The sequence below is a fragment of the Allobosea sp. 2KB_26 genome, assembly GCF_052115715.1.
GTDB lineage: Bacteria > Pseudomonadota > Alphaproteobacteria > Rhizobiales > Beijerinckiaceae > Allobosea.
This window is the reverse complement of sequence record NZ_JBFRHE010000019.1, coordinates 1-16,284: the sequence shown is the minus strand read 5'-3', so window position 1 is coordinate 16,284 and position 16,284 is coordinate 1. Positions and strand designations below refer to the sequence as shown.

The following is a 16,284-nucleotide window of genomic DNA, read 5'->3' as shown; positions in this document are numbered from 1 at the left end:
CACTGAAGCGGACCGCGGGCGGGGCAGGCGAACCGGCCTCACGCTGCCGGGGCGATCCGATATCGGCGGCCCTGGCGATGTATATTCTGCATATTTCAGAGATATCGTAGGAGTGGGCAGGTTTTGTTCCTTGTTTATTGTATTGATTGATTTTTTATCGAAGTTGTATTTATATTAGTTTGTATTATATAGAAAGAGATAGTTTTATACATAAAATATACACAAAATATCGCGCTCGAAACAGAGGCAAGAATCCCGTTCCCGAGCGTTAAAATTAAACGCCGTTCGATGGTGGCTGATCTGAGCCATTCGCCCCTGCCGGAAATCTAGCATGGCGTCGCGCAACAAGACGTCAGAGACTACGGACTTTGGTTGCATACTTGGCACGACCTTCTCCTCTTACTGAGCCTCTGCCGGCAGAACTAAAGGTTAGCGTTGAGGCGCGCTCTGGTTCAGTCCGAAAAAGGGGAAGAGGGCATGTATCTTTCGCGCGAGACCACTGGCATCCGGTTGAAGGAAGCTGAGAGGGCTCTGGAGAACCGGCAGGAGATCGTCAAGGCCCTTTCGGTGGGACAGATCACCAAACGCGACCTGCTGCGGTGGGGGTATTTCACCGCTGGCGGGCTGCTCATCGCAAAGAATGGGCTCAGCCCCTTCGCCAAGAGCGCCTATGCCCAGGTGCCGACAGGGGCGCCGCGCAGCCCGACCTTCGGCGCTGTCAAATTCCATGAGCCGATGCCGCGGCCGGAAGTCCAGAAGCCGGTGCCGCTTCAGCGCATGTCGAATGGCGATGCGGCTTGGCAGTTCCCTGGAGGAGGCCAGGAACTGCCGGCGAAGAATTTTTCCTACCACACCGACTTCAGCAATTCCGGCGGCACAGCCTACCGCAACCCGGTGACCTGGGTCGGACCGATGGAAGGACGCCCGCCGGGCGAGTTTTTCGCGCATCAGCGCTGGGAGGAACTCTATCCGAAGAAGGGCTATCTGCTATCCCTGGGACAGATCGGCACCGGCAGCCGCTTCTGTGCCGAAATGCCCGACCAGGACGCGACTGCGATGTGGACCTTCGGTCCCCGCCAGCCCGGCCAGGCGGGGGCTACCGCCGGCCTGCGCACTGGCCTCGGCCGTCCGATCCTGATCAAGGCGCGCTATGGCGAGCCGGTCCTGACCCGCATCTACAATGATCTGCCGGTCGATCGGCGCATGAATGGCGGCTTTGGACGGAACGAGATCTCGATCCATTTCCACAACGCCCATAACGGTGCCGAGAGCGACGGCGCCTGCAATGCCTATCATTTCCCCGGGACCTTCTACGATTATCACTGGGGCATGGCGATGGCCCGGCGCGACATGCCGAGCCTCTGGCCGACAGGCGATCGTGATTACGTCCGCAAATGTTCGGGGCCCGACGATGGCGAAGGCTACGTCTCGGTTCCAGGCGACTATCGCGAAATCCAGGGCAGCCTCTGGTTCCACGATCACCGCTTCTTCTTCACGGCCGAGAACGTGCACAAGGGCATCTTCGCTCTCTGCAACATCTATAGCGGGCCGGACAGGGGCCGTGAGGATCTCAATGACGGCGTTAACCTGCGGTTGCCCAGCGGCTCGCAGCTGAAATGGGGCAATCTCGATTTCGACGTGAATCTCGCGATCTCGAATCCGGCCTTCGACACCAGAGGCCAGTGCCGCTTCGATATCTTCGATACCGACGGTTTCCTCGGCGACATGCTCTGCGTCAATGGCGGCTATTACCCCTATTTCGAGGTGTTGCCGAGACGCTACCGCTTCCGCATCCTGAATGCCGCGATGGCCCGCTTCGTCAAGCTTGCGCTTGCGGTCAACAAGAGCCGGCGCTTTTCGCAGGGCACGAAAGTGCCCTTCTACTTCATCGCCAATGACGGCAACCTGGTCGTCAATCCGATTCTGCTGACCGAGACCGACGAGATGGGGGTGGCGGAGCGCTACGACATCGTCGTCGATTTCTCCGCCTTCGCGCCGGGCGACAGCGTCTACATCATGAACCTGCTGGAACAGACCGACGGGCGAAAGCCCAAGGGCGCCGTCTCGATCGAGAAGGCCTTCAAGGGCAGGGATGACGACCCTTGCGTCGGTCCGATCCTCGAATTCAGGATCGTGAGCCAGGTCCAGAGCGTCGACAATCCCGGCAAGGTCTACAATGCCAGCAACCCGCTCGACGCCGATCGCAGCGCCAATTTCGCCGATCCCGATTGGAAATCCGGGGTCAAGACGCTGACCACCCAGATCCCGATCGTCGCTCCGGTGCGCGAACGAGTGATCGAGTTCGGCCGCTCGGGAGAGGGCGATTCCCGCAAGACCTCGGATGGCCAGTGCATTCCCGATTGCGGCGACATCAAATCCTTCCCCTGGACTATCAAGATCAATGGCGAGAAGGCGCATTCGCTCAACGCCAACCGCATCTCCCTGCTCATGCCCAGGCCGGGCGAGGTCGAGCACTGGACCCTGATCAATGGTGGGGGCGGCTGGGACCATCCGATCCACCTGCATTTCGAGGAGGGCGTCACCATGGACCGGGGCGATGCCCCGATCCCTGCCACGGAGCGCCTGGTGCGCAAGGATGTCTGGCGGCTGCGACCGTCCGGGAGGGTGCGATTCCAGGTGCGCTTCGGCGAGTTCGGCGGCGCCTATGTCAGCCATTGCCACAACACGGCGCATGAGGATTTCGCGATGCTGCTGCGCTACCAGCTGCAGACTCCGCCTCCCGGCGACCCTGACTACAAGGGACAACCGCAATATCAGCTGACCATGACACCGATCCCGACACCGAATGGCGTGGTCTGGAAGCAGCCTGAGGTCCTGCCCGAGGGCGATCCAAGCAGGATCAAGGTCGCAGGATCCGCGACACGCAGCTGACCTTCGAGCGCAGGGCCAGACGCCGGGCAGGCACAGCGCCGCCCGGCGTGAGGACAGGCGGCCTGAGCGGCGAAAACTGTTGCGACGCGCCTTCGCTCTTCATCGCTGCGTTGCCTGGCGCGACCTGGTCGAATGTCCCTGCCTGCTGGGTAGCTCATGTACTTGCGCGGCTCCACGCTGATCCGCGTCGGCCCGGCCCGGAGCCGCGGCGCGGGATCGTGAAACCCGAAAATCCCCTCTATCCCCGCCAATCCAGGAGCGGGGCTGCCGCCCAGCATGGCGGGGCGTCATCTCGCAGCCCGTCCCGGTGGAGGCGAGCGAAGGTCGCCGCTCTCGTCTTGCGTCACTCCCCCACCTCCATTCGCGACCGGCCCTCTGGCGCCTGTTCGGGATGGAGAGGCGCATGGAAACCCTTGGAAAGCGAGGCGATGGCGGGGAGGCGCGACTGCGAACAGCTCCGGGAGAATTGCTCCGGCAAGTCGGGCATGGCCGGCGCAGCACTCAATAGGGACCTTGGTCGCTCGTGTAGGGAGTTAGGTCTGAATGCGCGCCCCGACCAAACTCCGCCGCCGCCCCCAGACGCTGGTCGGGAAATAACATCCGACATAGTCCTCTAACGACCAGTTTTGCCGACAGGCATCATGCTGCTCTGCGATAGGCCCATGACGGGCTGAAGCGCTGTCCGATCAAGTTCTGGCCAACGATGCAACAGGTGCCGTGCCGCTTTGGCGCGAGCGGCGGAGCATGGTCCCAGGGCAAGGCCAACACGGGGTCCTGGAAACCCCAGGAGGGCATCATGGTACAGTTTGTTCGCTCCGACCTTGAGTTCATTCTCGAGCAGATCAGGATTGCGGAGCGGAATGCTCAGGGCGAGAGCCTGACTGACATCCTGCCCAGCGCCCAGGTGCCATTCGGCCTGCGGACCGTCGACGGCTCGTTCAACAATCTGGCCCATCCCGAATTCGGGGTCGCGGACCTGGCGTTCCCGCGCCTGACCGATCCGTCCTTCCAGGCGGCCGAGGCCGGCACCAGTTACGCGAATCCCGGCCTCGTGCAGGACTCCGAGCCGCGCACGATCAGCAACCTGATCGTCGACCAGACCAACAACAATCCGGCGGCCGTTGCGGCTGCTGCGCAGAATCCCGGGTCGGGAACCGTCACCAGCCCCGGGCTGGATGGGATTTTCGGCACCGCGGATGACAAGCCGGTCAATTTCATCCCGAATGTCTCCCCGGATGTCGGCCTTTCCGCGCCGTTCAACGCCTGGATGACCTTCTTCGGCCAGTTCTTCGACCACGGTCTCGATCTCGTCACCAAGAGTTCGAGCCAGACCGAAGTCGTCTTCATTCCGCTGAAGCCCGATGACCCGCTGTTCAGCACGGCTCCCGGCGCTTTGAACTTCATGGTTTTGAGCCGCGCTGCAGGTGGCCAGGCTGCCACGAACACGACCTCGCCCTTCGTCGACCAGAGCCAGACCTACTCCTCGAATCCCTCGCATCAGGTCTTCCTGCGTGCCTATGAGCTGGATGCCAATGGCGACCCGGTGGCGACCGGCGAACTGATCACCAACCGCAATCTCGGCGCTGACGGCAGGTTCGGCTCCGCCGACGATGTCGAGATCGGCGGCATGGCGACCTGGGCTGTGGTCAAGGCCCAGGCCCGCGACATTCTCGGCATCAATCTCACCGATGCCGATGTCGGCAATGTGCCGGTCCTGGCCGTGGACGCCTATGGCAACTTCATCAAGGGGCCGGGCGGCATGCCGATGGTCATGATGTCCGACGGCAGCTTCACCGAGGGCAACCGGGCGGCGCCGATCAGCCTGGTGGGCGCAGCCCATACCGGCCATGCCTTCCTGAACGACATCGCGCATAATGCCGATCCGACAGGCAAGACCGCGGATACGGACGGCATCGTCAACACCGGCCCGCTGGCGGCCGGCCAATACGATGACGAGCTCCTCGACGCGCATTACATCGCTGGCGACGGCCGCGTGAACGAGAATATCGGCCTCACCGCCGTGCACGCCGTGTTCCATTCCGAACATAACCGTCTGGTCCAGCAGACCAAGGACGTGGCGCTGGCGACCGGCGATGTCGCCTTCCTCAACCAATGGCTCGACACCCCGCTGACCGTGGGCACGACATTCCCGCTGACGCAGGCCCAGATCGACGCGCTCGACTGGAACGGCGAACGCCTGTTCCAGTCCGCCAAGTTCGGCACCGAGATGCAGTATCAGCATCTGGTGTTCGAGGAGTTCGCCCGCACGGTCCAGCCGCAGGTCGACGAATTCCTGGCGCCCAACGGCTACGACACCACGATCAACCCGGCGATCCTCGCGGAGTTCGCGCATACGGTCTATCGCTTCGGCCATTCGATGCTGACCGAGACGGTCGATCGCTTCGACCCGAACTTCAACACCGTCGGCGGCGACCCGCAGCTCGGCCTGATCGCAGCCTTCCTCAATCCGCTCGCCTATGCCGCGAGCGGCGTCACTCCGGAGCAGGCGACCGGCGCGATCGTGCGTGGCGTCACCCGCCAGGTCGGCAATGAGATCGACGAGTTCGTCACCGAGGCGCTGCGCAACAACCTGCTCGGCCTGCCGCTCGACCTTCCGGCGCTGAACATCGCGCGCGGTCGCGATACCGGCATCCCGTCGCTCAACAATGCGCGCTCCGAATTCTTCGCGATGACCGGCGACAGCCAGCTCAAGCCCTATACCAGCTGGACTGACTTCGCCGGCCATCTGAAACATGCGGAGTCGCTGATCAACTTCATCGCGGCCTATGGCACGCATGCGTCGATCACCGGCGCGACGACGCTGGCCGACAAGCGCGCAGCAGCCACGCTGATCGTGCTGGGCGGGGTCGGGGCGCCGACCGACCGTCTCGACTTCCTGAACGCGACCGGCGCCCATGCCGGCGGTTCGCTCGGCGGTCTCAACGATGTCGATTTCTGGATCGGCGGCCTAGCGGAGGAGAAGATGCCGTTTGGCGGCATGCTCGGCTCGACCTTCAATTTCGTCTTCGAGACCCAGCTTGAATCCCTGCAGAACGGCGATCGCTTCTATTATCTGTCGCGCACGGCCGGCATGAATTTCGGCACCGAGCTCGAGAACAACTCCTTCGCCAAGCTGGTGATGCTCAACAGCGACGCGACGCATCTGCCGAACGCGATCTTCACGACGCCGACCTTCACGCTCGAAGTCGACCCGAGCAAGCAGCATACCGGGCTCGGCCCGGATGGTCGTGCCGATCCGACCGGCGGCATCGAGATCAATGGCGTCGAGATCGTTCCTCTCGTCATCCGCGACAATCCGGCGACGGCGGGAGCAGACACGAACTATCTTCAGTACAACGGTGAGGACCATGTCGTCCTCGGCGGCACCGCCGGCAATGACGTCATCATCTCCGGCGATGGCGACGACACGCTCTATGGCGATGGCGGCAACGACCGGCTGGAGGGGGGCTACGGCAACGACACCATCCTGGGTGGCGCCGGCGATGACATCATCCAGGACCTGGGTGGCGACGACCGGCTCGAGGGCGGCGACGGCAACGACGTCATCCACGCCGGCAACATGATGGTGGGCGGCGTCGGGAATCTGATCCTGGGCGGCGCCGGCAAAGACTACATCGTCACGATGGAGGACATCTCGACCACCTTCGGTGGGCGGGGTGACGACTTCATCTACAGTGCCAAGACCAGCTTGCCGCCGACCGGAAACGAAGGCGACGACTGGATCGAGAACGGCACCCAGGACGGCGCCCCTGGCGATAATTTCGCGCCCTTGCTGGCCGATGACGTCATTGGCAACGACATCTTCGTGGGGGGCGGCGGCTTTGACGAGTTCATCGGCGAGGGCGGCGACGACATCTTCGTCGGCAGCGATGCCCAGGACAAGATGGACGGCATGTCCGGCTTCGACTGGGTCACCTACAAGAGCGACAAGCAGGGCGTCACGGTCGACCTGACGCTGGCCGCACTGGCCCAGCCGCATGGCGAGACGCCTGCAGCGAATACCGGCGTCGTTCAGCCAATAGCTGCCTCGCCGGCGTCAATCCTCGATCGGTTCGCCGAGGTCGAAGGTCTGTCCGGCTCGCGCTTTGCCGACATCCTGCGCGGCGACGATGTCGATGCGGTCACGATCCTCAATCATGGGGGCGCCACGGGCGGGGCGTTGACCAATGTCGCCCTGATCAACGGGCTGGCGACACTCCTGGGCCAGGCGGGGCTCTCGACCACCGGCTTCGCCACCGGCAATATCATGCTCGGCGGTGCCGGCAGCGACCTGCTCGAGGGGCGTGGCGGCGACGACCTGATCGATGGCGACCGCTGGCTGAACGTGCGCATCAGCGTGCGGGCCAATGTCGATGGGACCGGCGCGGAAATCGCCACCTTCGACAGCATGGTCGCGCCGCAGCTGCTGCAGAACATGCTGAGCGGCGTCTGGAATCCCGGTCAGCTGGTGGCCGTGCGCGAGATCATCGACGACAATAACGGCTTCGACACCGCGATCTTCTCCGGCAACAGGGCCGACTACACGGTCACCACGACCAATGGCGTCACCACCGTCACCGACAATGCCGGGACCGATGGCACCGATACGCTCGTCAATGTCGAGCGGCTTCAATTCTCGGATCAGAACCTGACGCTTCCCAACGGCATCGGCCTGAACGCCGACCCGACGGGCCAGCTCAGCATTCTCGACGCCACATCGAGCACGCCTGACGGCACTCCGACCTCAGGGCAACTGCTGCGCGTCTCGATCGCGGGCGTGACCGATGCCGACACGGGGCCCGGCGCTGTCAACGGCGTCGTTCCAGGCTCGATCTCCTATCACTGGCAGTTCGAAGCGACCCCGGGTTCGGGCATCTTCGAGGACATCATCCTGCTCCCGCTCGGTGATCTTGCCTTCCAGAGTGCCGATGGCACGACCTTCAGGGTCACGCCCGATCTCGCCGGTTCGGCGCTGCGGGTGAAGGCGATCTTCACCGACGGGCATGGCGTCACCGAGACGGTGTTCTCGGCTCCGACCCAGCCGGTCGTGGCGGGTCCCGTGGCGCCGCCGGTCGCGCCGACGCCGGTCGTCGATGCGACGGCGGGTGGCGAGGGCATCATGCTGGTGCGCTCGGACCTCAACTTCATCCTCGACCAGATCAAAATCGCAGAAGCGAATGCGGCCGGTACGCCGCTGACCTCACTGCTGCCGAATGTGCGGGCGGCGCTTGGCCTGCGCACGGTCGATGGTTCCGGAAACAACCTGCTCAATCAGCAGCAGAGCGACACGTTCGGAGCCGCCGACAACGTCTTCCCACGCGTCACGACGCCGGTGTTCAATCCGGCGCAGTCGGGTACCTCCTACCAGCAGACGAACGGCCTGGTGATCGACTCGCAGCCGCGCACGATCAGCAATCTCATCGTCGACCAGACCGCGAACAATCCCGCTGCAATCGCGGCGGCCCTTCGCAATGCCGGCTCGGAAAACATCACGGCGGATACCGCGACCTTCCTGGCCGCGCTCCAGGCACTCAACGCTGTGAAGGCCGCTGCGGCGAGCGGAGTTGCCGCTCTGCAGACAGCGCTCGGTGCTTCACAGGCGGTCCTTGCAACGGCGGATGCCAATCTCGCCGCAGCGACGACCGCTGCTAACACCGCCACCACGGCGGCCGCGTCCGCAGCAGGCGCGGTTACGGCTGCGCAACTGGCGGAATCGACCGCGCAGACGGCTTTGGCCTTGGCGGTCGCCGCGGTGCCGGCGGGTGAAGACCCTCTGGCTGATCCGGGTGTGCAGGCGGCTGTCATCGCGCTCGATAACGCCGTTCAGGTGCGGACGGATGCCGAAGCTGCGTTCGCAGAGGCGGACGCACTCGTTACCTCGACCCAGGCCGCTCTGGGCCCAGCCCAAACCGCCCAGACGCAGGCGGCAAACCACGTTGCGCTCGATCAGGCGGCCTTGAACGACGCGAATGCCCCCGTCGTCGCAGCCCAGGCGACCTTCGACGGCGTGGCCGACGGTCTCGGCCTGACCATCGTCACCAGCCCGGGACTCGACGGCCAGTTCGGCACGGCCGACGACAAGCAGGTCTTCGAGATTCCCAATATCGCTCCGGATGCCGGTCTGTCGGCGCCGTTCAACGCCTGGATGACCTTCTTCGGCCAGTTCTTCGACCACGGCCTCGATCTCGTGACCAAGGGCGGCTCCGGGACGGTCTTCATCCCGCTTCAGCCGGATGATCCGCTCTATGTGCAAGGCAGCCCGACGAACTTCATGGTCCTGACCCGGGCGACCAACCTGCCCGGACCGGACGGGATTCTCGGCAATGCCGACGACATCCACGAGCACACGAACACGACCTCGCCCTTCGTCGACCAGAACCAGACCTATTCCTCCCATCCCTCGCACCAGGTCTTCCTGCGCGGCTATCAGCTCAACGCTGCCGGCGATCCGGTTGCGACGGGCCAGCTGATCACCAATCGCGATCTGGGCGCCGATGGGAAGTTTGGAACAACCGACGACACCGAAATCGGTGGCATGGCGACCTGGAAGGTGGTCAAGGCTCAGGCGCGCGACATCCTTGGCATCAATCTCACCGATGCCGATATCGACAGCGGTCCGCTGCTGGCGACCGACGCCTATGGCAATTTCATCAAGGGGCCGAATGGCTTCCCGCAGGTTGTCATGCGGGTCAACAATGGGCCGGACGGCATTGCCGGCAACGCCGATGACGTCACCACGCTTGTCGAAGGCAATCCGGCAGCTCCGATCAGCCTCGCGAACGCGGTGCGCACCGGCCATGCCTTCCTCAACGACATCGCGCACAACGCCGTACCGGTGTTCAACGCCGGTGTCCTTGCGCCTGACGCCGATACGGATACCGGAAATGCCGTCCCCGTGGGGCCGGGAGGCAACAACCTTGCCTATGATAACGAGCTTCTCGACGCGCATTACATCGCCGGCGACGGTCGTGTGAACGAGAATATCGGCCTCACCGCCGTGCACGCGATCTTCCACTCCGAACACAACCGGCTAGTCGAGCAGACCAAGAACACGGTGCTGACCTCAGGCGATCTCGCCTTCCTCAAGGAATGGCTGATCCCCGGCACCGAACCAGCGACCTTCCCGACGACGCCCGGCGATATCGCGAACCTGCAGTGGAATGGCGAGCGCCTGTTCCAGACCGCGAAATTCGGCACCGAGATGCAATATCAGCATCTGGTCTTCGAGGAATTCGCCCGGACCATCCAGCCGAATGTCGATCTCTTCTTCGCGCCGACACAGGTCTATGATGTGGACTTGGATCCTTCGATCGTCGCGGAATTCGCGCACACCGTCTATCGCTTCGGTCACTCGATGCTGACCGAGACGGTCGACCGCTTCACTGCGGATTTCGATGTCGTCTCGTCCGATCCAGGCAATCCCGACCAGCAGATGGGGCTGATCGCAGCCTTCCTGAACCCGCTCGCCTTTGCGGCCAGCGGTGCCAATCCGGAGGAGGCGGTCAGCGCGATCGTTCGCGGCGTGACCCGCCAGGTCGGCAACGAGATCGACGAGTTCGTCACCGAGGCTTTGCGCAACAACCTGCTCGGCCTTCCGCTCGACCTTCCCGCGATCAATATCGCACGGGGTCGTGACGTTGGTATTCCCTCGCTGAACGAGGTCCGTCGGCAAATTTATACGCAGACAGGCGAAGTCCAGCTCAAGCCCTATGCGAGCTGGGTCGATCTGGTTCAGAGCCTGAAGCACCCGGATTCGGTGATCAATTTCATCGCCGCCTACGGCACGCATTCCTCGATCACGGGCGCCACGACCCTCGCGGCCAAGCGTGCGGCGGCCATGGCGTTGGTCCTCGGTGGAGATGGCGCACCTGCCGACCGGCTCGACTTCCTGAACGGTACGGGAACGTGGGCCAACGGCACCAATGGCGTCACCATTACCGGCGTCGATGCGATCGATCTCTGGATCGGTGGTCTCGCCGAGGAGAAGATGCCCTTCGGCGGCATGCTGGGCTCGACCTTCAACTTCATCTTCGAGAACCAGCTCGAAAAGCTGCAGGACGGCGACCGCTTCTACTATCTCGAGCGCACGTCCGGCCTGAGCTTCAATGCGGAGCTCGAGAGCAACTCCTTCGCCAAGCTGATCATGGCGAATTCGACTGCGACACACCTCCCGGGCGTGGTCTTCACGACCCCTGGCTTCACGCTCGAAGTGAACCAGGCGGCGCAGCACACCGGACTTGGCGTGAATGGCAACGACGACCCGACAAACGGCGATCCGCTGCTTCCGCTCGTCATTCGCGACAACCCGAATACTGTCGGGCCCGACACCAACTACCTCCAGTACACCGGAGACGAGCATGTCGTTCTCGGCGGTACTGCCGGCAATGACATCCTGATCGCGAGCGAGGGCGACGATACGATCTGGGGCGATGGCGGCAACGACCGCATCGAGGGCGGTGACGGCAACGACCAACTGCGTGGTGGCGCCGGTGACGACATCATCACGGACACGGGTGGTGACGACAATATCCAGGGTGGCGACGGCAACGACGTCCTCCACGGTGGCAACGGCGTCAACCTGATCATCGGCGGCTTCGGCAGCGATTTCATCGTCACCGGCGAAGACGCATCGGAGGCCATTGGCGGCCAGGGGAACGACTTCATCCTCGGCAGCAAGGCCAATGAACAGGATATGGGCAACGAGGGCGACGACTGGATCGAGAAGGGCACCTCCGACGGCGCTCCTGGCGACAATTTCGATCCGCTCGGCAATGATCCGGTCATCGGCAACGACGTCTTCATCGGCGACGGCGAGAACGACAAGTTCAACGGCGAAGGCGGCGATGACATCATGGCCGGCAAGACCGGCTTCGGCGACCGCTATATCGGCGGCTCCGGCTATGACTGGGCGATCTACAAATACAACACGACCGGCGTCTATATCGATATCTCCGATCGTTTCTTCGATCAGCCGCCGGTCCCGGGCGGGTCGACCTCGCTCAGCCGTTTCGACTTCGTCGAAGGCCTCTCCGGTTCGCGTTTCGGCGACGTCCTCAACGGCGACGACTCCGACGCCACCACGCTGGGCACCGCCGGTGCCACGGGCAGCGTGCTGACCAATATCGATCTGATCGACGGCTTGCGGCCCTTGCTTCCTGCCGGTGCGACCTTCTTCGATGGCGGCAACATCATCCTCGGCGGCGCCGGTAGCGACATCATCCAGGGCCGCGGCGGCAACGACATCATCGATGGCGACCGGTGGCTGAACGTGCGCATCAGCGTGCGGGCAAACATTGACGGCACGGGCGCCGAGATCGCTTCGTTTGATAGCATGGAGCCGATGGTCCCGTTCATGCTTGCCGGGACTTACAATCCCGGCCAGCTCAGGATCATTCGCGAGATCCTGACCTCGGCAACCGCCGATTTCGACACGGCCAAATTCTCCGGCGTGCGGGCTAACTATACGGTGTCGACCGCTCCCGACGGCACCGTGACGGTCACGGACAATGTCGGCACGGATGGGACGGACACGCTCCGCAACATCGAGCGGCTGGAATTCGCCGATCAGTCCGTCGTGCTCGGCGGCACGAACAACCTGCCCGTGGGCAGACCAGTGATCGTCGATCCGACGCCCGCCAATGGCATTCAGGTCGGCGATGTGCTGACGGTGAACCTGGCCGGGCTGACGGATGCGGACAATCCGGGCGGAATCGTGCCGGCAGCCCCTGTATCCTATTTCTGGCAGGTCGATGACGGCACCGGTTTCGCCGATATCGAAACCTTCGGAGCCGGCGAGGTGGAGCGGGTGCATGGCCCGACCTTCACGGTCACCGATGGCGAGAACGGGCTGCCGATCAGGCTGCGCATGGTCTACCAGGACGCCCGCGGCGTGCTCGAGGAGGTGTATTCGCTCCCGACGGCGACCGTCGGCACGAATGTCCCGCCTCTGCCGGCCACCACGATTGTCGGTACGCGTGCCAACGACGTCCTTGTCGGCACGGCGGGCGCCGATACGATCACCGGCGACCGTGGCGACGACACGATCACAGGCCTTGCCGGCAATGACACGATCGACGGCGGCCGCGGCGCCGATACCATCGATGGGGGCGACGGCGACGACACCATCCTGGGCGATCGCGACAACGACATCCTCAATGGCGGGGCCGGGAACGACACGATCGATGGCGGCCGCGGTGACGACACCATCAATGGCGGCCTGGGCAATGACACGATCCTCGGCGATCGCGGCGATGATCTGATCATTGTCGGGTCCACCGAAGGACGCGACATCATCGATGGCGGACGCGACACTGACACCGTTCGGATCGTGGGGGATGCGACGACTGAGGTCTTCCAGATCTATGCGGCAGCCAATGCACCGGCCGCGTTCAATCTAAACCCGGCAACGGAGATCGCCATCGTCCGCAATGGCGTGGTGATCGCGGAACTGGCAAACATCGAGGAAATCCAGATCACCGGTGGCGGCGGCGGCGATTCCTTCCAGGTCATCGGCAATTTCGCGGCGACCACGTTGTTCACCAACACCATCACGATCGATGGTTCGACGGGCGATGATACGGTCAATATCTCGGCGCTGACCTCGGCGCACCGCATCGTCTTCAAGTCGATGGGCGGCCACGACACGATCATCGGGACCTTGCGACCACAGGATGTCATCGAGCTGGCGCCCGGTTCGACGCTCGCCAACTACACGAGCACGAACAACGGCAACGGCACGACGACGCTGACGAATGGCGGCCATACCATCACTTTCGCAACCCTGGCGGGCGGCGCTTCTCCGACCTTCGCCAATTCCGGCGGCAGCGGTGGCAATGGTGGTGGCGGAAATGGCGGTGGCAACGGAGGCGGAGATGGTGGCGGGAACGGGGGAGGCGATGGCATCACCGGCGCGTTCGAACTCACTGCCGGCGACCTTTCCGGGCTGAAGCACCTGGTCAACGGGCAGGAAGTCCCTGGCGATGACGACACGGTGCCCGGCGTCCGCGATCTCAGCGGCCACGGCAACAATGTCGCCCATCCCGATTACGGTGCGGCGGACGAGCACTTCATCCGGCTGACCGAAGCCCGCTATGGCGACTACGACGCGGCGACCGGCAACAACAAGATCAACCCGATCTTCGAGGGGCTCGATCCGCGCAACATCAGCAATATCCTCGGCGTACAGGAAGCCGATCTGCCGAAGAACGGTAACGACGCCAATATCTTCTTCATGGCGTTCGGCCAGTATTTCGACCACGGCCTCGACTTCCTGCCGAAGGGTGGCAACGGCACGATCCAGATCGGCGCTCCCGGCAACGGTGCGCCCGGATCGGGCAATCCGGCCGATCTCACCCGGGGTACGGTCGACGAGATTGTCGACGGCGTTCCACAGCATATCAATCGCACCTCGCCCTTCGCGGACCAGAACCAGGCCTATGGCTCGAACGGGCTCGTCGGCCAGTTCCTGCGTGAAGGGGACGGTGATGGCGGCCTCGGCTCCATGCTTCTGGCTGGAGCGCCGGACCCGTCGGATCCGAACTTCCGGTTGCTGCCGACGCTGCGCGAGCTGATCCTCGAACACTGGGAGAACAACACCGTCTTCACTGGCCTCCCGGGCGGCCCGGTCGCCTTCCGGACCTATTTCGCCGGGCTGGTTGATGGCGGCGGCGTGATCAACACCACGATGGCAGCGAACATGGCGTCCAATTTCATGGGCACCGGACATGCGCTGCTGCTCGATGCCAATCCGTTCATCAGCGTGCTTGACCACTATATCGCCGGCGACGGCCGGGCGAACGAGAACTTCGCCCTGACCGCGATGCACACGATCTGGGCGCGCAATCACAACTTCCACGTCGAGAATCTGGTGGAGGCCGGCTTCCAGGGCACGCAGGAGGAACTCTTCCAGGCGGCCAAGATTATCAACGAGGCCGAGTACCAGCGCGTCGTCTTCGACGAGTTCGCCGATCATCTCATCGGCGGGATCAAGGGCGATGGCAACCACGGCCATGGCGACTACAATCCGGATGCGACGGCTGCCATCTCGCATGAGTTCGCGGCGGCCGTGTACCGGGTCGGTCACTCCCTGATCGGCCAGACCATGACCGTACTCGATGCGGATGGACAGCCGAAGCAGGTGGCGCTGTTCGACGCCTTCCTGAATCCGACGAACGACGCCGGCGCCTTCACCGCGCCCTTGCCTCCCGGCTATGTCCCGCAGCCCGGCTATGAGCAGCTCGGTGTGGAATCAATCCTGGGCGGCATCATCAGGCAGCCGGCGGAGGAGGTGGACTTCAACATCGTCGACGCGGTGCGCAACGATCTGGTGCGTATCAATGCCGACCTGTTCGCCTTCAATGTGGCGCGCGGCTGGGATGTCGGGCTTGGCACGTTGAACCAGGTGCGTTCGGATCTTGCCGCTTCGCAGGATCCCTATGTCTCGGAGGCGGTTGGATATGCCGGAAACCTCTCGCCCTATACCTCGTGGGAGGATTTCCAGCAGCGCAACAATCTGAGCGATGCCGTGATCGCCCAGTTCAGGCAGGCCTATCCGGACCTCGTCCTGGACGCCAATGAGATCGCGGCCTTCCAGGCGATCAATTCGAATATCAACGTGGCTATCCAGGCCGATGGCACCGGCATCGTGAAGGGGATCGACCGGGTCGATCTCTGGGTCGGCGGCCTTGCCGAGACGCATATCAATGGCGGCATGGTCGGCCAGACCTTCTGGGTCGTGCTGCACGAGCAGTTCGACCGCCTGCAGGAGGCCGACCGGTTCTACTATCTCGACCGTGTCGAGAACTTCGACTTCTACGAGAACTTCATCGACGGCCAGGAGTTCGCGGACGTCATCGCCCGCAATACCAGCCTGACCAATCTGCCGGAGAACATCTTCGAGACCGTCGTCGGCGATGACGGCGACAACGGTACCGGCACGGGTGACGGCGACGATGACGATGATGACGACGACGATGACGGCACCGGCACAGGTGATGGCGACGACGATGACGATGACGATGACGGCGCCGGAGATGGCGACGACGATGATGACGACGATGACGGCGCCGGAGATGGCGACGACGACGATGACGACGATGACGACGGCGCCGGCAATGGCGACGACGATGACGATGACGATGATGACGACGATGATGACGACGATGATTGCGGCTGCGATGACGACGACGATGATGATGACGGGGCTGGCACGGGCACGCCGCCTCCTGGTCCGGGCACGGCTCCTGGGACGCATGTCGGGACGGCTCTGAGCGATGTCCTGATCGGGGCGGCGGGAGCCGACAACCTGATCGGCCAGGGCGGTGACGACGTCCTGATCGGGGCGGGCGGCGACGACACGCTCTCGGCCGGCGACGGCAACGATTTCGTCGATGC

2 protein-coding genes are annotated in these 16,284 nt (G+C 63.5%); both read left to right on the top strand.

The annotated features are described in order from the left end of the window. Positions 1-477: 477 nt before the first annotated feature. Positions 478-2,892, top strand: coding sequence for a multicopper oxidase domain-containing protein (locus tag AB4099_RS30080; RefSeq protein WP_113517523.1), 2,415 nt, complete (start codon positions 478-480; stop codon positions 2,890-2,892). A gap of 796 nt (positions 2,893-3,688) precedes the next feature. Beyond that, the coding region (locus tag AB4099_RS30075) for a peroxidase family protein (RefSeq protein ID WP_441480792.1) at positions 3,689-16,284 on the top strand (12,596 nt) is incomplete at its 3' end.